We start from the raw sequence: 21,474 nt of genomic DNA, 5'->3' as shown, positions 1-21,474 counted from the left end.
GCTAGGTGATGACTATGTTCATGGGTGAATATCAACATCAACTGGATACCAAAGGTCGCATGATTGTACCTGCTAAGTTCCGAGATGAATTAACAGAACATTTTGTTATTACTCGTGGCCTTGATAAGTGTTTGTTTGGCTATCCTTTAGATGAATGGAAAAGAATTGAAGAAAAATTAAAAACTTTACCAATAACTAAACGAGATGCCAGAAAATTTATGCGTTTATTCTTCTCTGGTGCAGTAGAAGTAGAATTAGATAAACAAGGACGTATTAATATTCCAAAGAATTTAATGGAATATGCTGGTTTATCGAAGGAATGTACAGTGATAGGCGTTTCAACTCGAATTGAGATTTGGGACAGAAGTAGCTGGGATAATTTCTATGAAGATACTGAAGAGCACTATGAAGAAATTGCTGAAGAGTTAATTGATTTTGATCTATAGGAGGAAAACATGTTCCATCATATTACTGTGTTATTAGAAGAAACTGTTGATCAACTTAATATTAAACCGAATGGTATATATGTTGATTGTACTTTAGGTGGAGCGGGTCATAGTCTTTATTTAGTCAAACAATTAACGAATGGTAGATTGATTTCAATCGATCAGGACCAGACTGCGATTGACAATGCACACATCATTTTGAAAGATCATTTAGATAAAGTAACTTTCGTTAAAGATAACTTCAGGAATTTAAGAGCTATCTTAAATGAACTTAATATTGATAAAGTAGATGGCGTTCTTTATGACTTAGGGGTTTCTAGTCCACAACTTGATGTAGGAGAAAGAGGATTTAGTTATCACCAGGAAGCAAGGCTCGATATGCGAATGGATCAATCACAAACGCTTTCAGCATATGAAGTAGTCAATGAATGGCCCTATGAAAAGTTAGTTTCAATATTCTTTCGTTATGGTGAAGAAAAATTTTCTAAACAAATCGCTCGAAAAATTGAAAATATTAGAGAAACAACACCAATTGAAACGACATCTGATTTAGTTGAAATTATTAAGGACGCAATTCCAGCACCAGCCAGAAGAACAGGCGGACATCCTGCTAAAAGAGTTTTTCAGGCCATAAGAATTGCGGTAAATGACGAACTAGGTGCTTTTGAAGAGTCGATTGAACAAGCGATTGATTCTGTTAATGTGGGTGGAAGAATTTCAGTTATTACTTTCCATTCATTAGAAGATAGACTATGTAAACAAGTTTTTCAGGAGTATGAAAAAGGTCCTGATATTCCTAGAGGTTTACCAGTTATCCCGGATGAGTACAAGCCGAAATTAAAACGTATTAATAAGAAACCGATTGTATCGACAGAACAAGAACTAGAAGAGAATAATAGAGCACGCAGCGCAAAACTTAGAGTCGTAGAAATATTAAAATAAGAGGTGACAACATGGCAGTAGAATACATCAATCCAAATTATTATGAACAGACACAAGCACAACCTAAAGTTATAACAAAAACTGTTACAAAATCCCATGTTGTTTCGTTATCTAAATTAGAGAAATTAGTATATTTATCATTGGTGACATTGATTGCTTTAGTAAGTATTTATATGCTATCTTTAAAATATGACGCGTATCACACAAATAGTAAGATTGCTGCAATTGAACAAAAAATTGTTCATCAAAAATCTGTAAATGGTGAGTTAAATTCAGAAGCGATGAAACAATCTTCTTATGAACGTGTCTATAGTAAAGCAAAGTCGTTCGGACTTAGCTTGAATAATGATAACGTAAAGGTAGTGCAAAAAGATGTCACGAACTAAGTTGAAAATAAGAAAAAATAAAATAGGAGCGGTCCTTTTAGTAATGTTATTCGGACTGCTCTTTTTTTCATTGATTTCGAAATATTCTTTCATCATGGTCACTGGACATTCCAGCGGACATGATTTATCAATGCGAGCAAGTGAAAAATATGTACGCAGTATTGTTAATCAACCTGTAAGAGGGAAAATACTTGATCGTAATGGTGAGGTCCTTGCTGAAGACATAGAATCATATAAACTTGTTGCTATACTCGACAAACGAATCAGCCAGAAAGGCAAGCCAGCTCGTCATGTCGTAGATAAAAAGAAAACTGCTAAAGCATTAAGCAGAATAATTGATATGCCTTATAAATCAATTTTGAAAACACTTAGCACAAAAAAAGCATTTCAAGTCGAGTTTGGAAAAGCAGGTAAAGATTTAACATTTAATCAGAAGAAAGCAATTGAACAATTAAAGTTACCAGGTCTAACATTTTTCTCTGAAAAAAAACGATTTTATCCTAATGGCAATTTTGCATCTCATTTAATAGGTTATGCTGAAAAGAATTCAGAGTCTAATCAAATCCAGGGTATGATGGGGACCGAAAAGATATTTGATACTTACCTTTCAGGTAAAGCAGGTAAAACGAGTTATAAACAAGATATTTGGCAATATGTTCTACCTAAATCAGGAAATGTAATACCTGCTGTAAATGGTGATAATGTTAAGTTGACAATCGATAAAAATATCCAAATATTTGTCGAAGATTCACTTGATCTGATGGTGAAAAGATACCAGCCTAAAGATTTATTTGCAGTTGTAACAGATGCTAATACCGGTGAAATCCTTGGCTATAGTCAGCGACCAACGTTTAATCCGCAAACACGAGAAAATTTTGGTGATAAATGGGCTAATGATCTTTATCAAAACACATATGAACCTGGCTCAACATTTAAAACTTTTGGTTTAGCAGCTGCAATTGAAGAAGGAAAGTACCAACCAAATAAAAAGTTTAAGTCAGGTGAGAGAGAAGTTGCCGGAAGTGTTATTTCTGACTGGAATGATATTGGATGGGGCATGATTTCTATGCATAAAGGTTTCCAGTTGTCTTCAAACGTATTAATGATGAAACTTCAGGATGACGTTGGAACCGATAAGATGAAATCCTACTACGAAAAGTTTGGATTCGGCAAATCCACAAACTCACTGTTTGATTCAGAAGTTACCGGGCATATTTCCTGGGGTGATGAATTAAGTAAGAAAGTCTCAGCATTTGGACAATCGACTACTGTGAGTCCTGCCCAGATGATACAGGCGGAAACTGCAATTGTTAATGATGGAAATATGCTCAGTCCGTATTTTGTGAAAGATATTATTAGTCCGGATAAAAGTATTGTCTATAAAGGTAAGAAAAAAGTGATTGGTCAACCAATTTCAAAAACAACAGCGCACAAAACGATGAAAGCTCTATATGATGTAGTTTACGGTTCTGAAATGCATGCCTACAATTATCGTATTGACGATTATAAAATAGCTGGTAAAACAGGTACGGCACAAGTGCCGGATACGAAAAATGGTGGATATGTAAAAGGCTATCAGCCATATATGGTAAGTTTTATGGGTTATGCGCCTGCAAAAAATCCAAGAGTAATTATATATTACGGTATGTCTTTAGCACAAAAAAATGCTGGGGAAGCATACAGTTTAGGTGTATCCAAAGGTTATAAACCATTGATGGAAAATACTTTGAAATATTTAGATGTAGGCGCTACAAAAGATAAAGGTAAAAAGTTATCTTCAAAAGTGGAAGATGTAATTGGATCAAATGTCGATAAGGCAAGTGGAGTAATTGAAGGTAATGGCTTTGTACCGGTTGTGATTGGTGACGGTAATAAAGTTACTGGACAAACACCACAACAAACTGAATTGTTAAAAGGTGATAAAGTATTTTTATTTACAGACGGAAAAATTACAATGCCCGATATGACTTCATGGTCAAAACGTGATTTATTGATGTTTGAACAGTTAACACAAATCAAAGTTCAGTTTGATGGTAATGGTTATGTTGTAAAACAGTCAATTGCACCAAATACGGCTGTTAAAAAAGGCGATAAAGTAATGGTTTCAATGGATTCACTTGATCCGTTAAAACAATCACCTGCCTATGATAATATAATTGATGCAAATAAAAAGGATGAAGAAAAAGCATTGAAAAAACAGCTTGAAATAGAGAAGAAAAAGAATAGAAACACGAGTCAAAACTTAAATGATAGTTCAACAGAAGAAAATACGACAGAAGAAGTAACAACCGAAGCAATATCTACAGAATCTAAAACTACGGAATAGAAAGGAATCAGTTATCAAACTGATATGTGAAAAATATGAATGCATTAATTTTTGGAGTAGCAAGTTTTATTTTAACTGCAATTTTAGTCCCTTTGTTTATCCCATTACTCAAAAGAATGAAATTTGGGCAATCAATTAGAGAGGAAGGTCCGAAAAGTCATCAACAAAAAAGTGGTACGCCAACGATGGGTGGTTTAACATTTTTAATCAGCACAATCCTTTTAAGCATTATTGCAATATTTTTTGTTGATGACAAAGGTCCGATTATATTATTGATTTTAGTAACTTTAGGATTTGGACTAATTGGATTTGTAGATGATTACATCATTGTGGTTAAGAAAAATAATCAGGGCTTAACATCAAAACAAAAATTCCTATTTCAGATATTAATTGCAGTTTTATTTTACATTGTGAGTAATGGTCTCGGCTTGCTTTCACTATCAAATGAAATTAATTTACCTTTTACGGATATTGGAATACCTTTATCTATATTCTATGTTGTGTTTATAATTTTCTGGCAAGTTGGTTTTTCAAATGCAGTTAATTTAACAGATGGTTTGGACGGGTTAGCAACAGGACTATCAATAATTGCATTTAGTTGTTACTTTTATTTAGCACATCATACGATGAGCCAGGGCATGGTGTATTACTTAGCGATTCTTATCGGAAGTTTATGTGGATTCTTAATCTATAATAAATATAAAGCGAAATTATTTATGGGAGATACTGGTTCCCTCGCTTTAGGAGGCATAATTGCTACTGTTTCTATCATGTTAAATCAAGAATTAACTTTAATTTTTATTGGTTTGATGTTTGTTTTAGAAACTTTATCAGTGATGTTACAAGTTGCATCATTTAAATTGACCGGTAAGCGTATTTTTAGAATGAGTCCATTACATCACCATTATGAATTAGGTGGATGGTCTGAATGGAAAATAGTAATTGTATTCTGGACAGTCGGTATTATTTCTGGATTAATTGGGATTTATTTAGGAGTGAATTAAGTGAAGAATATAACAAGTTATCAGGGAAAAAAAATTTTGGTACTTGGTCTCGGGAAAAGTGGTTATGAAACAGCGAAGTTATTACATTTACTAGGTGCGAAAGTAACTGTTAATGATGGCAAGGATATTAGCTTAACAAATGAAGCGAAAGAATTAGAAGCGCTTGAAATTAAAGTAGTAAGTGGACATCATCCAATTGAGTTATTAGATGGCATTGATCTTATCGTAAAAAATCCAGGTATACCTTATCGTATTCCTTTTATTCAGGAAGCACTTGACCGTAATATTCAAATTATTACTGAAGTGGAACTAGCATATGAGATTAATGAAGGCAAAATCATCGGTATAACAGGAACAAATGGTAAGACGACTGTAACATCATTAATGGGTGACATGTTTAAGCATAGTAATCAAACAGGATTGCTATGTGGAAATATAGGATTTGTTGCTTCCTTAGTAGCACAAAATGCAAAGTCTGAAGATACATTAATAACAGAACTATCATCATTTCAATTGATGGGTATCAGACTTTTTAGACCACATATTGCTTTAATTACTAATATTTATTCTGCACATCTAGATTATCATGGCACGCAAGATGAATATGTCAGTGCAAAATTAAATATCGTAAAAAATCAGACCGCAGAAGATTATTTAATTTTTAACTATAAGCAAAAAGAGCTGCTTAAAAATTTCGAAATTAAAAGTCAGATTATTTATTTCAGTACAGAAGAAAAAGTTAATGGTAGTTATATTGTCGATGGAAAAATTTATTTTCAGGATGAATTTATTATTGACGTAGACGAAGTAGTGTTACCTGGTAAACATAATCTTGAAAACATTTTATCAAGTATTACAGCAGCTAAACTAAGTGACATTCCTAACGAAAGTATTATCGCTACATTAAAGTCTTTTGAAGGCATCAAACATCGATTACAATTTGTAAAGACACATGCTAATGTGAAATATTTTAATGATTCTAAAGCAACTAACACTTTAGCAACTACTTTTGCGCTTGATGCGTTTGACTCTCCTATTCACTGGTTATGTGGTGGTTTAGATAGAGGGAATGGTTTTGAAGAGTTAGATGAACATGTTAGCAATGTTAAACATATGTATATTTTTGGACAGACGACTGAAAAATTAAAAGCATTTGCTGAATCACATCACATTCCATATTCAGTTTGTGATGACGTAAAAGATGCAGTTGTGCAAACGAAAGGTAAGACTGTGGCAGGCGATACTGTACTGTTAAGCCCAGCTTGTGCCAGCTGGGACCAATATCCGACCTATGAAGTTAGAGGAGAAGACTTCATTCAACAAGTGAAGTTGCTGCAATAGGCTATGGAAGATCAAATTATAGAAACGCCTCAGTATGTAGAGGAAAAGAAAAAACGTCGCAAACGAAGACAACGTATTCAGCTTGCAATTTTTTTAACAATCGTAGCAGTAGTTACTCTAATTTTACTATATATGTTTACAAATATTAGTTACGTGAATAAAGTGTCTGTCAATAATACGGTACTAAATAGCAATGAAACTATTTTAAAGAAAGCTCAAATTTCAAATCGTGACCGTATTTATAGTCTCAACACAGATGAAATATCAAGTAATATTGAATATTTAGATGGTGTAAAATCTGCAACAGTAAAAAGACATTTTCCAAATAAAGTAGCAATCATCATTGATGAATACAATGTAATCGGTGTCTTACCAGATGGAAGCGAATTTCATCCAGTCTTAGAAAATGGTCAGATAATACATCAAATGAATTTTGATAGACCGAGTAACGCACCATTAATCAATAATTTTGGAAAAAAAGAGTTAAACCAACTCATTAAAGTGTTAAAACATACAAAACCGGCAATTGTTAATCAAATTTCAGAAATTAACTTTGTTCCAAATGAACAGTCATCTGCACGTATTCAAATGTTTATGAAAGATGGTATTGAAGTTATAGGAGATTTAAGAACAATTTCTGATAAACTTGATTACTATCCAAGTATGGCTCAAAATATTGAACGCGATGAATCTGGTAAAATGATAAAGCCTGGCATAATTGATTTAGAGGTCGGCGCAGTATTTATACCATATGAATCAAAGAAAGCTGAAACACGACGACTTGAAATGGAATCAGAAATGAAAGCTAATGAAGCAAAAGAGAAAGAAAAAGTAGAGAAAGCAGTACAAGATTTACAAAAGCAGTTAAATAACGTAAAACAAAACAATACATCAAATTAATATGAAAAATATATTGTATTAAACTTTATAAAAAATTATTTTATTCTAAAAAAAAAGCGTTTATAGTTTTCTGAATAAAGTCTATAATGTAATATTGATAGTGTATGTTAAACAAACATAAATAGGAGGTGCCTATCGATGGAAGAACATTACTATGTTTCTATAGATATTGGATCATCGAGCGTTAAGGTAGTTGTAGGCGAAAAGTTTCATAATGGCATTAATGTGATAGGTACAGGTCAAACTTTTACTGATGGGATTAAAAAAGGTATGATTGATGATTTTGATGTTGCAAGTCATGCGATTAAAGATACGATTAAGAAAGCACAAATTGCATCAGGGATAGAGTTTGAAGATGTATTTTTAAAAATGCCGATTATTCATTCTGAAATTCATGATATTGAACATGAAATTACATTTAATGGTGAATCGACTGAAATTACTGGAGAGCATATTGAAGAAGTATTAGATGGCATTCGTGCAAAAAATACTTCGAATGAAATTGAAATTATCGGTGTTTTCCCGAAAATGTTTAAAGTTGACGACTTACATGAAGTAAGTGATCCGAAAGAAATGATTGCAACGCAAAGTTTATCGGTTGATGCAGGTGTAATTACAACAAATCGTTCTGTATTAATCAATACATTGAAATGCGTTGAAAGTTGTGGGGTACATGTATTAGATGTTTATTCTGATGCATATAATTATAAACATATCTTGACGCCAACTGAAGTAGAGCTAGGTGCAGTAGTCATTGATATAGGTGACCAGTTAACTCAGGTGGCATATTATGAACGTGGCAATTTGTTTGACGCTGATAATATTCCAATGGCGGGTAGTCAAATTACAAATGATATTGCTCAAGCGTTAAATACAACTTTTGATCTGGCTGAGAAAGTAAAAGAGCAGTATGGACATGCGTTTTATGATTTAGCTTCTGAACAAGATGTATTCACTGTAAATCAAGTAGATTCTAATGAACCGATGAGCTTTAACCAAAAAGATTTAAGTGATATCGTAGAAGCACGTGTTGAAGAAATATTTCTTGAAGTATTTGATTTACTACAGGAGATGGGATTGAATAAAATTAATGGTGGCTTTGTAATAACCGGTGGTACTGCTAACATGTTAGGTATTAAAGAATTATTATCTGATATGGTTAGTGAAAAAGTGAGAATTCATGTTCCACAACAAATGGGAATTAGAAAACCGGAATTTTCTTCAAGTATTTCTACAATCAATAGTGGTATTAGCTTTGATGAACTATTAGATTATGTTACAATTAATAATCATGAAACTACTTCTTTAGAGGAGCATGTTGAAGAGTACGTGGAAGAGAAACCAAAATCAAAAGGATTTGATGGATTCTTTAAACGTAAAGCGAACAAAGATGTTGAAACAGAAACTTATACATCTAAAACGATCGGCGCACGCGTCGAACGTGAAGATGGTACTTTTGAACAACCTAAACATGAAAATGAAAAATCAAGTGTAATGAAAAAAATTATGAAATCTTTATTTGAATAATAATTGGCCACAATTATATAGGAGGAAAATTGAATGTTAGAATTTGAACAGGGCTTTAATCACTTAGCAACATTAAAAGTAATCGGTGTAGGGGGCGGCGGTAATAACGCCGTAAACCGAATGATTGATCACGGTATGAACAATGTAGAATTTATTGCGATCAATACTGATGGCCAAGCTTTAAACTTATCTAAAGCAACTTCTAAAATCCAAATCGGTGAAAAATTAACACGTGGTTTAGGGGCTGGAGCAAATCCTGAAATTGGTAAGAAAGCAGCTGAAGAGTCACGTGAACAAATTGAAGATGCAATCCAGGGCGCAGATATGGTATTTGTAACTGCTGGTATGGGTGGCGGAACTGGTACAGGTGCTGCACCAGTTGTAGCTAAAATTGCTAAAGAGATGGGTGCTTTAACAGTTGGTGTCGTTACGCGTCCTTTCTCATTTGAAGGCCGTAAACGTCAAACACAAGCTGCTGCGGGTGTTGAAGCAATGAAAGCTGCAGTAGATACATTAATCGTTATTCCAAATGATCGCTTATTAGACATCGTTGACAAATCAACGCCAATGATGGAAGCATTCAAAGAAGCAGATAACGTATTACGTCAAGGTGTACAAGGTATTTCTGATTTAATCGCAGTATCTGGTGAAGTAAACTTAGACTTCGCAGACGTTAAGACAATTATGAGTAACCAAGGTTCTGCTTTAATGGGTATCGGTGTATCTAGTGGTGAGAACCGTGCAATCGAAGCAGCGAAAAAAGCGATTTCTTCTCCATTACTTGAAACATCTATCGTGGGTGCTCAAGGGGTATTAATGAATATTACTGGTGGCGAATCATTAACGTTATTCGAAGCACAAGAAGCAGCTGATATCGTTCAGGACGCAGCAGATGAAGATGTTAATATGATCTTTGGTACAGTTATTAATCCAGAACTACAAGATGAAATCGTGGTAACAGTTATTGCAACTGGTTTCAATGACAAACCGACACGTAGTGTTGCTCCAACTGGCTTTGGAACACCGCAAACACAACGTGAGACACGCTCAGAATCAGTTTCTCAACCACAACAAGCACAACCTGAAAGAGAATCAAATAGAGATGATTTAGATGTTCCAGGTTTCTTAAAAGACCGTGGTACACGTCGTCGTAGAAGATAATTCACTTAAATAATTGATTGACAATACATCCGAACAAACATAAGTCGCTCTTTGATTTCTGTTTGTTCGGTTTTTATATAATATGCCATTTTGGAGGCACATATGGAACCATTTCAATTAAAGAAACATACATATAACGTAGCTAATAATAACAATAAAGTGATTGGCATTACGAGTCGACATGGTGGGATTAGTGATTATCCTGAAGGTAGTTTAAACATGGCGTTATATATTGATGATGCACCGTTTAATGTCCATCATAATCAGGCGTTAGTAGCTAATGAAATTGGATTTAAAACGAGTGACTGGGTCTTTCCGATTCAAAAACATGGTAATAATATTCAGGAAGCTTTTTTAGAAGACAAGGGTACAAATGTATTAGAGCTTACACATAAATGGTTAGACGTTGATGGTTTATATACGAATGAAAAAGGTATACTACTAACAATGTGTTTTGCAGATTGTGTTCCAGTTTACCTGTATAGTGTTAAAGATGACTTCATAGCGTTGGGACATGCAGGATGGCGAGGTTCAGTAGGATTAATCGTTGACCGACTTATAAAAGCATATACTGGTAATATCGATGACCTAAAATGTATCATTGGTCCGTCAGTCACTGCACCATGTTATGAAGTGAATGATGATATTAAACGACAATTTACTGAACTAAATCTAGAAATAGAAGATTGTTTCCAGATTAATAAGAATAATATGTTTGATATTAACCTACAGGAAATTAATGCACGTATTGCGATGAATGCAGGGATTAAACAAGAAAATATAACTATCACAACACGTTGTACATCAACTGAGAATGAAGAATTTTTCTCATATCGTTTAGAAAAAGGTAAGACAGGTAGAATGTTAGCATATATTGGAACGAGGGATTAAAATGGAAGTTAAAGATAATCTGAAGGCTATCTTAAAAGATATTGAAGAGAGTAAGGCAAATTCACCTTATAATCAGACGCCGACAATTATTGCGGTAACAAAGTATGTTTCAACTGAACGTGCAAAAGAAGCTGTATTTGCTGGAATTAAAGATTTAGGTGAAAATCGAATCGAAGGATTTATTGAAAAAAAAGAAAACATCGACAATGTGACGATGCATTATATCGGGTCTTTACAGACGAGAAAAGTTAAAGAAGTCATCAATCAGGTAGATTATCTACATTCATTAGATAGAATGAGTTTAGCTAAAGAAATTCAAAAACGCGCAGACAAAAAAGTAAAATGTTTTATTCAGGTTAATGTAAGCGGAGAAGATAGCAAGCATGGTATTAGTCCTGAAGAATTACAATCATTTACCCAAAGTTTAGCCAAATATGATAACATTGAGGTAGTAGGTTTAATGACAATGGCACCGCTTGACGCCAATGAAACAGAAATTAGATCTTATTTTAAACATTTAAAGCATTTACAATTAACAATTCAAGAACTGGCATTACCACATGCACCATGTACTGAAACTTCAATGGGGATGAGTAATGATTACAAAATCGCGATAGAAGAAGGTGCGACGTTTATTCGTATAGGAACGAAACTCGTTGGTTAGGAGGGAATTTATGGCCATTAAAGATGTATTTAAAGGATTCTTCGTTTATGAAGATGAAGAAGAAGTCGTATATGAAGACAATACACCGAAAAAAGCTGTAGAATCAGTTGAAAGAGAAAAAATTCAGGCAAGTAATGATAAAGCAGATAAAAAGATTGTCAAACAAGAAACTGTGTATCGCACGAAACCTGAACCAGTAAAATCTAAAGTGAAAGTGAATGAGCGCAAAGTGAGTCAAAATAATGTTGTTAACATGCATGAACAACCAACTTCTAGCATTTCTAAAGTGTGTCTATTTGAACCACGTGTATTCAGTGATACGCAGGATATTGCAGATGAACTTAAAAACAGACGTGCGACACTTGTTAACTTACAACGCATTGATAAAATCTCTGCAAAACGTATTATAGATTTTTTAAGTGGAACTGTATATGCGATTGGTGGAGATATTCAGCGTATCGGTGCAGACATCTTTTTATGTACACCTGATAATGTTGAAGTAGCTGGATCAATTACTGAAATGTTAGAAGCACCAGAAGAATATAATGAACATGAGGAGTTTTAATGAGTACATACGAAATAGCAGCAACTATATTATATTTTATTATTAGAGCCGTCGATATTTATACAATTGGTATGATAATTTATTTCTTTATGTCCTGGGTTCCAGGATTAAGAGAATCTGTAATTGGTGAATGGATGGGCAAAATTTATGAACCATTTTTAGAACCGTTCAGACGTATGATTCCTCCGATTGGAATGTTTGATATTTCAAGCATAGCAGCTTTGATTTTCCTGAACTTCTTTAAGTATGGACTCATTGCTATATATAACAATGTATTGCCTAATTTAATTTAGAGAAAAATCTCATTGCTATGAGATTTTTTTCATGTCAAAGTAAAAGAGGATATTATGAATTTATATCAGCATTTTAGAAATGAAGAAATAGAGATTGTAAAGTATTTAGAAAGTTTAGTAGAACGTGCTGAATCTCAGTATTCACCTGTTCTAACACATTTTCTGGATCCACGTCAGCAGTTTATTTTAACGACACTTGTTAATCGAACGGAACTGAATGTATCATTTTATGGCGGACGTGGTGAGCGTGAGCGTATGCGCGCATTAATTTATCCTGAATATCACCAAGTAAGTCACGAGGATTTTGAGTTATCCATAATCGAAATTAAATATGCTGATAAATTTGTAACATTAACACATCGTAATGTGTTAGGTGCACTTATGTCTATCGGTTTCAAACGTGATTTATTAGGTGATATACTCGTCGGAGAAAAGATTCAGTTTGTAATTGCATCACATTTAAAAGACTTTGTATTTCAGAATTTAACGAAATTAAAAGGTTCAAGTATTAAGTTGTTTGAAATTGATAGAGAAGCAACGATAGATACTTCCGAACCATTTTCTTCACACCAATCAACAGTTTCTAGTTTACGTCTTGATAATATTGTTGCTTTAATGATTAATAAATCACGCAGTATCGCACAAAAACATATTGAAGCTGAGCACGTAAAAGTGAATCATGTTGTTATTGACAAGACAAGTTTCAATGTTGAAACGAATGATTTGATTTCAATAAAAGGATATGGTCGTGGTAGAATAGAAGCAATCGGAGATCGTACGAAGAAGGATAAGATTCGTATAACTTATGGTACGATGTTTAAATAAATATGAGGTGACGTTATGAAATTTAGTCCGGAAGAAATTCAAAATAAATCATTTAATATAGTGCATAAAGGTTTAAATGAAAATGAAGTTAGAGATTATTTGAAAGCTTTAAGTGATGAACTTGAAACAATGCGTCGAGAAAAAAAGATGTTAGAGCAATTAATCGCTGATAAAGATGAAAATATAACGAGATTTAAAAATGTTGAAAATACAATTTCAGAAGCTTTAATCGTCGCACAAAAAGCAGGAGATGAAATTAAAGCAAGTGCTGGTATGCAGGCTGATGTAATTATCCAGGATGCAAAGAATCACGGAGAACTCATAAAGAAAGATGCGATGCAGCAAGCGAGAGAAATTGCTTTTCAGACTGAAGATATGAAACGTCAGTCAAAAATCTTTAGAGCTCGTTTTAAAATGCTGGTTGAAGCACAGTTAGATTTGTTGAAGAGTGAAGACTGGGATCATTTATTAAATTATGATTTAGAAATGAAACCATTAGAAGAAGAATAATTTAAGAAATTTTATTTATTATTTATTTTTACTTATCAAATGAATAAAAACGTGATAGTATAAAGAATAATCAAAATAATCATATAGAACCGTATCTATTGATGACATGCACAGCGAATTAGGGTGAGTGGGAGCCTAATCATCGATAAATAGATAAGATCAGTCTATATTCAATTCAATATATTAAAGAGAACTCTTAAGTTGAGTTAATTCAGGTGGTACCGCGGATTCGTTCGTCCTGAAGAAATCAGCTTAAGTGTTTTTTTATTATTCAGGAGGAATATTAAATGGATTATAAAGACACATTATTAATGCCGAAAACAGATTTTCCAATGCGTGGAGGATTACCTAACAAGGAACCTCAAATTCAAAGTAGCTGGGATGAAAAAAATTTATATGAAAAATTATTAAAGAAAAATGAAGGTAAAACACCATATATTTTACATGATGGCCCACCGTACGCGAATGGACAGATTCATATGGGACATGCATTAAATAAAATTATTAAAGACTTCATCACGCGTTATAAAGCAATGAATGGTTTTTATACGCCTTATGTTCCTGGTTGGGATACGCATGGTTTACCGATTGAACAAGCTTTAACTAAAAAGGGTGTCAATCGTAAGGAAATGTCTACTGCTGAATTCCGCGAATTATGTCGTAAGTATGCATTAGAACAAGTTGAATTACAAAAAGCAGACTTCAAACGTCTTGGCGTAAATGGTGACTGGGAACATCCTTACATTACATTACAGGAAAAATTTGAAGCAGAACAAATTAGACTTTTCGGAGAAATGGCTAAAAAGGGTTATATCTATAAAGGTAAGAAGCCAGTTTACTGGTCTCCATCTAGTGAATCATCATTAGCGGAAGCTGAGATTGAATATCAGGATAAAAAATCTGCCTCTATTTATGTTGCATTTGATACAGTTGATGGACGTGGCATCGTTGACGATGGTGTTAAATTTGTAATCTGGACAACTACGCCTTGGACAATCCCTGCTAACGTTGCAATCTCTTTAAATCCAGAGTTAACGTATGTACAAGTAGTGATTGATGGTAACGCTTATATCGTTGCGCAAGCATTGCTTGATAACGTGTGTGAAGCAATCGGCTGGGATAAAGAAAGTGTTGTACTCGAAAAAGAATTTAAAGGTTCAGAATTAGAATTGATTGAAACACAGCATCCTTTAATTGAAGAGAGAAAATCAATCATCATCTTAGGTGATCACGTTACTACAGATGCCGGGACTGGCTGTGTTCACACTGCACCTGGTCATGGTGAAGATGACTTTATCGTTGGACAAAAATATGACTTACCGGTTATTTCACCAGTTGATGATAAAGGGGTATTTACAAAAGAAGCTGGAGAATTTGAAGGATTATTCTATGATAAAGCGAATCCAGTTATCACTGAGCGTTTAAAAGAAGTTGGCGCATTATTAAAATTAGATTTCTTCACGCATTCATATCCTCATGACTGGCGAACTAAAAAACCTGTAATCTTCCGTGCAACACCACAGTGGTTTACGTCAATTAATAAAGTGCGTCAGGATATCTTAAATGCTATCGATGAGACTGAATTTAAAGTTGAATGGGGTAAAACACGTATTTATAATATGATTCGTGACCGAGGAGACTGGGTAATTTCACGTCAACGTGTTTGGGGTGTGCCTTTACCTGTATTCTATGCAGAGAATGGTGACATTATCATGGATGAAGCGGTAATTGAACATGTTGCAACACTATTTGAAGAACACGGTTCTAATGTTTGGTATGAAAGAGACGCAAATGATTTATTACCTGAAGGATTTACACATCCTGGAAGTCCTAATGGCAAATTCACAAAAGAAACAGACATTATGGACGTATGGTTTGATTCAGGTTCAAGTCACCGTGGTGTGTTAGAAGCAAGACCTGAATTAACATTCCCAGCCGATATGTATTTTGAAGGCAGTGACCAGTATCGTGGATGGTTCAACTCATCAATTACTACTGCAGTTGCTACACGCGGCATGTCACCATATAAGAAATTATTATCTCATGGTTTCGTAATGGACGGACAAGGCCGTAAGATGAGTAAATCATTAGGAAATACAATTCTGCCTGAAAAAGTTGTAAAACAAATGGGTGCAGATATCATTCGTCTATGGGTAATGTCTGTAGATTACTTAGCAGACGTACGTATCTCTGACGACATTTTAAAACAAGTTTCTGAAGTATACCGTAAAATCCGTAATACATTTAAATTCTTATTAGGTAATGTGAATGATTTCAATCCTGAAACAGATGCAGTTGCTTATGAAGATTTAAAAGAAATCGATCAGTTTATGTTAAACAAATTGTATAATTTCGTTAACAAAGCACATAATCATTATGAAAATAATGACTATCTTGATATTTATCAGGAATTACAAAACTTTATCAATGTAGAATTAAGTAACTTCTACTTAGATTATGGTAAAGATATTCTTTACATCGAAGCAGCAGATAGTCATGTTCGTCGTAGCATGCAGACTGTTGTATATGAAGTATTAACTTCGTTAACGAAAGTTTTAGCGCCAATTATTCCGCATACAGCAGAAGAAATCTGGAGTCACACACCACATGTTACTGAAGAAAGTGTTCATTTAACGGATATGCCTGCAGTTCATGATGTGGATCATGCATTAATCGAGAAATGGTCTAGATTCCTGGAACTTCGTGATGATGTGCTAAAAGGTATCGAAAACTTACGTAATGAAAAAGTAATCGGAAAACCTTTAGAAGCAAAAGTTACTGTATTTACTGAAAATGCTGATGATTTAGCATTACTTCAATCATTTGATAACTTAAATCAATTGTTTATCGTTTCTCAGGCAAAAGTAAGTGATAGTGCAATTGGGTCGCAATATACAAACTTAAACGTATTAGTAGAACGTGCTGACGGTGAAAAATGTGAAAGATGCTGGAATTACTCAACTGAAATTACAGCAGAAGATCACGATTTTCCACATGTATGTCCAAGATGTTTAAGTGTTTTAGAAAGTAAATAATATAGTAAATCCCGAGCGTACTATTGTGAGTGCGTTCGGGATTTTTAATTATCAATGTCATTAAGGTATTTCGTAACCATATAATTATATAATGTAATTATATTATGTGAACTAATATTGTGTTTCAAAAACAAAAACAGACTTACCCATAAAAATGTGTTAAAATACTAAAGATTGGAGTGAAATTATGAACAAGCGATATAACCTAACATTGATGTCTATTTTAGCGATATTTTTAATCGCGATGGATCAGATAACGAAATATATTATTGTTAAAACAATGAAGATCGGTGACAGTATTTCTATAATCGGTGATATTTTAGAAATTACATCACATAGAAACTATGGTGCTGCATGGGGTATGTTACAAAATCAAATGACTTTCTTTTATATTATTACAGTTATCGTGTTAGTAGCGATTGCTTTCTTTTATTATAAAGAAGCAATGTTTAATCCGTTGATGCAGCTTGGCTTAACTTTAATTTTTGCTGGTGCTATCGGTAATTTTATTGATCGTCTAATACGTGGAAATGTTGTAGATTTTATTGATACGAAGATTATCAATTATGATTTCCCGATTTTTAATTTAGCTGATAGCTGTTTAACAATTGGTGTTATTGTCTTACTCTATGACATGTTATTTAACCAAAAAGAGGAGAAAAGTAATGGAAACATATAATTTTTTAATTGAAGAAGAAGAAGTAGGAACAAGAATAGATCGCTACTTGACAGATATGAATGAAGATTGGTCTCGTAACCAAATTCAGGACTGGATCAAACTAGATTTAGTAATCGTTAACGGAAAACCAGTAAAAGCGAACTATAAACTTCGCTTGGAGGATGAAATCGTTGTAACTGAAAAACCTGTAGAGGAAATTGATTTGCAAGCTGAAGACTTAGGTATTGAAATTTACTATGAAGATAAAGATGTTGCAATTGTCTATAAACCAAAAGGTATGGTAGTGCATCCGGCGCCTGGTCATCCGAATGGTACTTTAGTAAATGGATTGATGTATGCGATTAAAGATTTATCAGGCATTAACGGCGAAATCCGTCCGGGTATCGTTCATCGTATCGATAAGGATACATCTGGATTACTTATGATTGCTAAAAACGATATCGCACATCGCGGACTTGTAGAACAATTGGTTAATAAGTCTGTAACGCGTAAATATACTGCACTAGTACACGGTGTCATTCCACATGAATTTGGTACAATTGATGCACCGATTGGGCGTAATGTGCGTGATCGTCAGGAAATGGCAATTGTAGATAATGGTAAGCAGGCAGTCACACATTTTAATGTAATCGAAACATTTGATAAATATACTTTAGTAGAATGTGTATTAGAAACTGGACGAACACACCAAATTCGTGTACATATGAAGCACATTGGTTTCCCATTAGTTGGCGACCCTAAATATGGACCGAAGAAAACGATGGATATTGATGGACAAGCGTTGCATGCAGGTGTAATAGGATTTGAACATCCAGTTACTGGTGAATACATTGAACGTACAGCGCCAATTCCAGAATATTTTGAGGAAATTTTAACGAAACTTAGAAAATAAAATGTAATTTTTCTATGACGATTGACATTGAAATTAATAGTGTTATTATTAAATGTAATAAATCACACGTTAATGCTTTTAATTAAGTCCAGAGAGGCTTAAAAGGCGTCGAGGAATCCTCACGTCTATTTGACGTGAGGATTTTTTGAGGAGGGAATTAATGTGGATAAAAGAATCGTGCTGGATGATAAAGCGGTTGACCGTACGTTAACACGTATTGCGCATGAAATTCTTGAAAATAATAAAGGCGCAGATAATCTAGTACTACTCGGTATTCGTACACGTGGCATTTATCTTGCTAACCGTATTCAGTCAAAAATTGAACGCATCGATGGTGTTAAAGTACCTACAGGTATTTTAGATGTAACAAATTATCGTGATGATAAGACTGATCGCATCAGTTCAGATGTTATAGCTTATGAGATTGATACTGATATGAACAATCAACATGTTGTGATTGTTGATGATGTTCTTTTCACAGGTAGAACAGTACGTGCTTCACTTGATGCGATATTAGATCATGTGCGTCCAAAACGCATCAGTCTGGCAACGCTTGTAGACAGAGGACATCGTGAATTGCCAATTCGCGCTGATTTTATCGGTAAAAACATTCCAACGGCAACTTCAGAAGAAGTCATAGTCTTATTAGATGAAGTCGATGAACGAACACAAGTTTATATTAAATAACTCTTTTAAGTTGGTGCGAGACACCTGCAAAGGGTTTAAGTGAGTAATAGACACTTAAGTCTCTTTGCATGTGCAAAGAGACTTTTTTTATTGAAAAAAAGGGAGGAAATTATGAATTCTACAAATGAAGAAATTTACGAAAGAACTGTTGAACCTGTACTCGATGTAAACGAAAAACCGAAAACAAGTCAATGGTTCTTATTGAGTTCGCAACATTTATTTGCAATGTTTGGTGCAACAGTATTAGTACCTTATTTAACAGGATTACCTGTATCAGCTGCGTTAATTGCGTCTGGTCTAGGTACGTTACTCTATATATTAATTACAAAAGGAAAAATTCCTGCATATTTAGGCTCAAGTTTCGCATTCATCACACCAATTATCGTGGGTCTGAAAACCCATGAGATGGGTGAAATGTTAATGGCACTTTTCATGAGTGGTTTAATGTATGTCATCATCGGATTGATAATCAAAATGGTTGGTGTCAATTGGTTACTTAAGCTTTTACCACCGGTTGTAGTTGGGCCAGTTATTATGGTCATTGGTTTAGGGTTAGCACCAGTAGCAGTTAATATGGCGATGTATACAGATAGTGGCGCAATGAAGGGCTATAACCTTACATATTTAAGTATTGCATTGATTACACTGCTAACAGTAATTATTTTTTCTGTGGCAGTAAAAGGATTCTTATCAATTATTCCAGTCCTTATTGGAATAATCGTTGGATATATTACATCGATAATTTTAGGCGTTGTAGATTTCACAGGTATAGAAAAAGCACAATGGTTTGAAGCCCCTAAAGTATATTTACCATATGTTAATTATGAACCACAGTTTGATTGGGTATTGATAATGATTATGTTACCAATCGTATTCGTAACGGTTAGTGAGCATATTGGTCATCAAATCGTTATTAATAAAATTGTAGGTCGTAACTTCTTTAAAAATCCTGGATTACACCGAAGTTTAATGGGTGATGGAATTTCAACCATGGTCGCTTCACTGATTGGTGGACCACCAAGTACAACTTATGGTGAAAACATTGGCGTTCTTGCTATTACAAGAATATATAGTATATGGGTGATCGGTGGTGCAGCAGTCCTTGCACTTATCTTAGGATTTGTAGGTAAATTTACAGCGCTTGTATCAAGTATTCCCACTCCAGTAATGGGTGGTGTGTCAATCCTGTTATTCGGTATTATCGCTTCAAGTGGTTTACGTATGCTCGTTGAATCGAAAGTGGATTTTGGCGATAAGCGAAACTTAGTCATCGCTTCTGTCATTTTAGTTTTAGGGATTGGTAAAGCCCATATTGATTTAACGGTGAATCAAATTCATTTAAATATTGAAGGTATGGCGTTAGCAGCACTTGCAGGTATTATTTTAAACGCTATCTTGCCTGAATCAAAAACACATGAAGATTACTAAAAAAAATTACAATAAAATAAAAAGGGGCTATTTACTTTGAGACATTTACACTCGATCACAGATTTATCTAACGAAGCAATCATGACTACGATTCAACGTGCAATCGAAATTAAAAATGGAAATGTCGCAAATTTTTCAGAAATTTATGCAGCAAACCTGTTTTTTGAAAACTCTACACGTACAAAATGTTCATTCGAAGTGGCAGAACGTAAATTAGGTATGCAAGTGATACCATTTGAAACTGGTACTTCGTCAGTAACAAAAGGTGAAAGTCTTTATGATACGTGCAAAACAATGGAAAGCATCGGATGTAACGTTTTAGTCATCCGTCATCCAGAGAATGATTACTATAAACAGTTAGATGGATTAAATATACCAATTGTTAATGGTGGTGACGGGTCAGGACAGCATCCAACGCAATGTTTATTAGATTTGATGACGATTTATGAAGAGTTCGGAAAGTTCGATGGTTTAAAAGTAGTGATTTGCGGAGATATCTTGAACTCACGTGTTGCACGAAGTAACTTCGATGCTTTAACTCGTTTAGGTGCAGAGGTTAAGTTTGTGGCTCCAGATGCCTGGATTGATAACTCAATACCTGCTGAATACGTTAATATTGATGATGTGATAGAGGAAGTGGATGTTTGTATGTTACTGCGCGTACAACATGAACGTCATGATAAAGCATCATCGTTTACGAAAGAAGAATATAATAACAGTTTTGGTCTTAATCAAGCGCGTTATGATAAGTTAAAAGATAATGCAATTATATTACATCCTGCACCTGTTAATCGCGATGTTGAAATAGCAAGTGAACTAGTAGAAGCGCCGAAAGCGAGAATCTTTAAACAAATGGAGAATGGTGTATATACTCGCATGAGTATATTATCTCAAGTCATTGAAGGAAATCAGTAAAACAGGTAATAAAAATTAGAAAATTGTAAAATAAACATAAATCATATTTTAAGGAGT

Annotated in this window: 21 protein-coding genes; all 21 read left to right on the top strand. The window is 34.1% G+C overall.

Features of this window, described 5'->3' with window-relative positions:
• Nucleotides 1-14 precede the first annotated feature (14 nt).
• Nucleotides 15-446: a division/cell wall cluster transcriptional repressor MraZ gene (gene mraZ, locus BHX94_RS07830; protein WP_096076854.1), complete on the top strand. Its 432-nt coding sequence runs from the start codon at nt 15-17 to the stop codon at nt 444-446.
• A 9-nt stretch (nt 447-455) separates the two neighbouring features.
• Nucleotides 456-1,388, top strand: coding sequence for a 16S rRNA (cytosine(1402)-N(4))-methyltransferase RsmH (gene rsmH, locus BHX94_RS07825; protein ID WP_111745652.1), 933 nt, complete (start codon nt 456-458; stop codon nt 1,386-1,388).
• 11 nt (nt 1,389-1,399) lie between these two features.
• Nucleotides 1,400-1,774 carry a cell division protein FtsL gene (gene ftsL, locus BHX94_RS07820; protein ID WP_111745650.1) on the top strand — a complete coding sequence of 125 codons (375 nt, stop codon included), beginning with the start codon at nt 1,400-1,402 and terminating at the stop codon, nt 1,772-1,774.
• Nucleotides 1,761-4,100 (top strand): penicillin-binding protein, encoded by a 2,340-nt coding sequence (locus BHX94_RS07815; RefSeq protein WP_111745648.1) that lies wholly within the window; start codon nt 1,761-1,763, stop codon nt 4,098-4,100. The genes ftsL and BHX94_RS07815 overlap by 14 nt, the downstream gene beginning before the upstream one ends.
• Nucleotides 4,101-4,135: 35 nt before the next feature.
• Nucleotides 4,136-5,104: a phospho-N-acetylmuramoyl-pentapeptide-transferase gene (gene mraY, locus BHX94_RS07810; protein WP_111745646.1), complete on the top strand. Its 969-nt coding sequence runs from the start codon at nt 4,136-4,138 to the stop codon at nt 5,102-5,104.
• Nucleotides 5,105-6,445 (top strand): UDP-N-acetylmuramoyl-L-alanine--D-glutamate ligase, encoded by a 1,341-nt coding sequence (murD, locus tag BHX94_RS07805; protein ID WP_111745644.1) that lies wholly within the window; start codon nt 5,105-5,107, stop codon nt 6,443-6,445.
• Nucleotides 6,446-6,448: 3 nt separating this feature from the next.
• The gene (locus BHX94_RS07800; protein ID WP_111745642.1) at nt 6,449-7,345 is read left to right on the top strand and encodes a cell division protein FtsQ/DivIB; all 897 of its coding nucleotides are present in this window, start codon (nt 6,449-6,451) and stop codon (nt 7,343-7,345) included.
• A gap of 138 nt (nt 7,346-7,483) precedes the next feature.
• On the top strand, nt 7,484-8,872 hold the full coding sequence (gene ftsA / locus BHX94_RS07795; RefSeq protein ID WP_111745640.1) for a cell division protein FtsA: 1,389 nt from the start codon (nt 7,484-7,486) through the stop codon (nt 8,870-8,872).
• Between the two features lie 33 nt (nt 8,873-8,905).
• Entirely contained in the window at nt 8,906-10,033 is a 1,128-nt protein-coding gene (gene ftsZ, locus BHX94_RS07790) for a cell division protein FtsZ (protein ID WP_111745638.1), read from the top strand.
• A 102-nt stretch (nt 10,034-10,135) separates the two neighbouring features.
• Nucleotides 10,136-10,924: a peptidoglycan editing factor PgeF gene (gene pgeF / locus BHX94_RS07785; RefSeq protein WP_111745636.1), complete on the top strand. Its 789-nt coding sequence runs from the start codon at nt 10,136-10,138 to the stop codon at nt 10,922-10,924.
• A gap of 1 nt (nt 10,925) precedes the next feature.
• On the top strand, nt 10,926-11,588 hold the full coding sequence (locus BHX94_RS07780; RefSeq protein WP_111745634.1) for a YggS family pyridoxal phosphate-dependent enzyme: 663 nt from the start codon (nt 10,926-10,928) through the stop codon (nt 11,586-11,588).
• 10 nt (nt 11,589-11,598) lie between these two features.
• The gene (locus tag BHX94_RS07775) at nt 11,599-12,153 is read left to right on the top strand and encodes a cell division protein SepF (RefSeq protein WP_111745632.1); all 555 of its coding nucleotides are present in this window, start codon (nt 11,599-11,601) and stop codon (nt 12,151-12,153) included.
• Nucleotides 12,153-12,446 carry a YggT family protein gene (locus BHX94_RS07770; protein WP_096076842.1) on the top strand — a complete coding sequence of 98 codons (294 nt, stop codon included), beginning with the start codon at nt 12,153-12,155 and terminating at the stop codon, nt 12,444-12,446. The genes BHX94_RS07775 and BHX94_RS07770 overlap by 1 nt, the downstream gene beginning before the upstream one ends.
• 54 nt (nt 12,447-12,500) lie before the next feature.
• The gene (locus BHX94_RS07765) at nt 12,501-13,271 is read left to right on the top strand and encodes a YlmH family RNA-binding protein (RefSeq protein ID WP_096076841.1); all 771 of its coding nucleotides are present in this window, start codon (nt 12,501-12,503) and stop codon (nt 13,269-13,271) included.
• Nucleotides 13,272-13,286: 15 nt separating this feature from the next.
• Nucleotides 13,287-13,781, top strand: a complete 495-nt coding sequence (locus tag BHX94_RS07760) for a DivIVA domain-containing protein (RefSeq protein ID WP_096076840.1) — start codon at nt 13,287-13,289, stop codon at nt 13,779-13,781.
• Between the two features lie 287 nt (nt 13,782-14,068).
• Complete coding sequence (gene ileS / locus BHX94_RS07755) at nt 14,069-16,816, top strand: isoleucine--tRNA ligase (protein WP_096076839.1); 2,748 nt, start codon at nt 14,069-14,071, stop codon at nt 16,814-16,816.
• A 187-nt stretch (nt 16,817-17,003) separates the two neighbouring features.
• Nucleotides 17,004-17,495 carry a signal peptidase II gene (gene lspA, locus BHX94_RS07750; RefSeq protein ID WP_096076838.1) on the top strand — a complete coding sequence of 164 codons (492 nt, stop codon included), beginning with the start codon at nt 17,004-17,006 and terminating at the stop codon, nt 17,493-17,495.
• Nucleotides 17,482-18,387: an RluA family pseudouridine synthase gene (locus BHX94_RS07745; protein ID WP_111745630.1), complete on the top strand. Its 906-nt coding sequence runs from the start codon at nt 17,482-17,484 to the stop codon at nt 18,385-18,387. Before lspA ends, BHX94_RS07745 begins: the two co-directional genes overlap by 14 nt.
• A gap of 162 nt (nt 18,388-18,549) precedes the next feature.
• Nucleotides 18,550-19,074 (top strand): bifunctional pyr operon transcriptional regulator/uracil phosphoribosyltransferase PyrR, encoded by a 525-nt coding sequence (gene pyrR / locus BHX94_RS07740; RefSeq protein WP_096076836.1) that lies wholly within the window; start codon nt 18,550-18,552, stop codon nt 19,072-19,074.
• Nucleotides 19,075-19,185: 111 nt separating this feature from the next.
• Entirely contained in the window at nt 19,186-20,502 is a 1,317-nt protein-coding gene (locus BHX94_RS07735; protein WP_111745629.1) for a uracil-xanthine permease family protein, read from the top strand.
• Nucleotides 20,503-20,538: 36 nt separating this feature from the next.
• Nucleotides 20,539-21,417 (top strand): aspartate carbamoyltransferase catalytic subunit, encoded by an 879-nt coding sequence (locus BHX94_RS07730; RefSeq protein ID WP_111745627.1) that lies wholly within the window; start codon nt 20,539-20,541, stop codon nt 21,415-21,417.
• Nucleotides 21,418-21,474: the final 57 nt, after the last annotated feature.

Origin of the sequence: Macrococcoides bohemicum (genome assembly GCF_003259675.1) — a bacterium.
GTDB classification, from domain to species: domain Bacteria; phylum Bacillota; class Bacilli; order Staphylococcales; family Staphylococcaceae; genus Macrococcoides; species Macrococcoides bohemicum.
The sequence above is the reverse complement of the archived record's forward strand: the minus strand, read 5'-3'. Positions and strand labels throughout refer to the sequence as shown.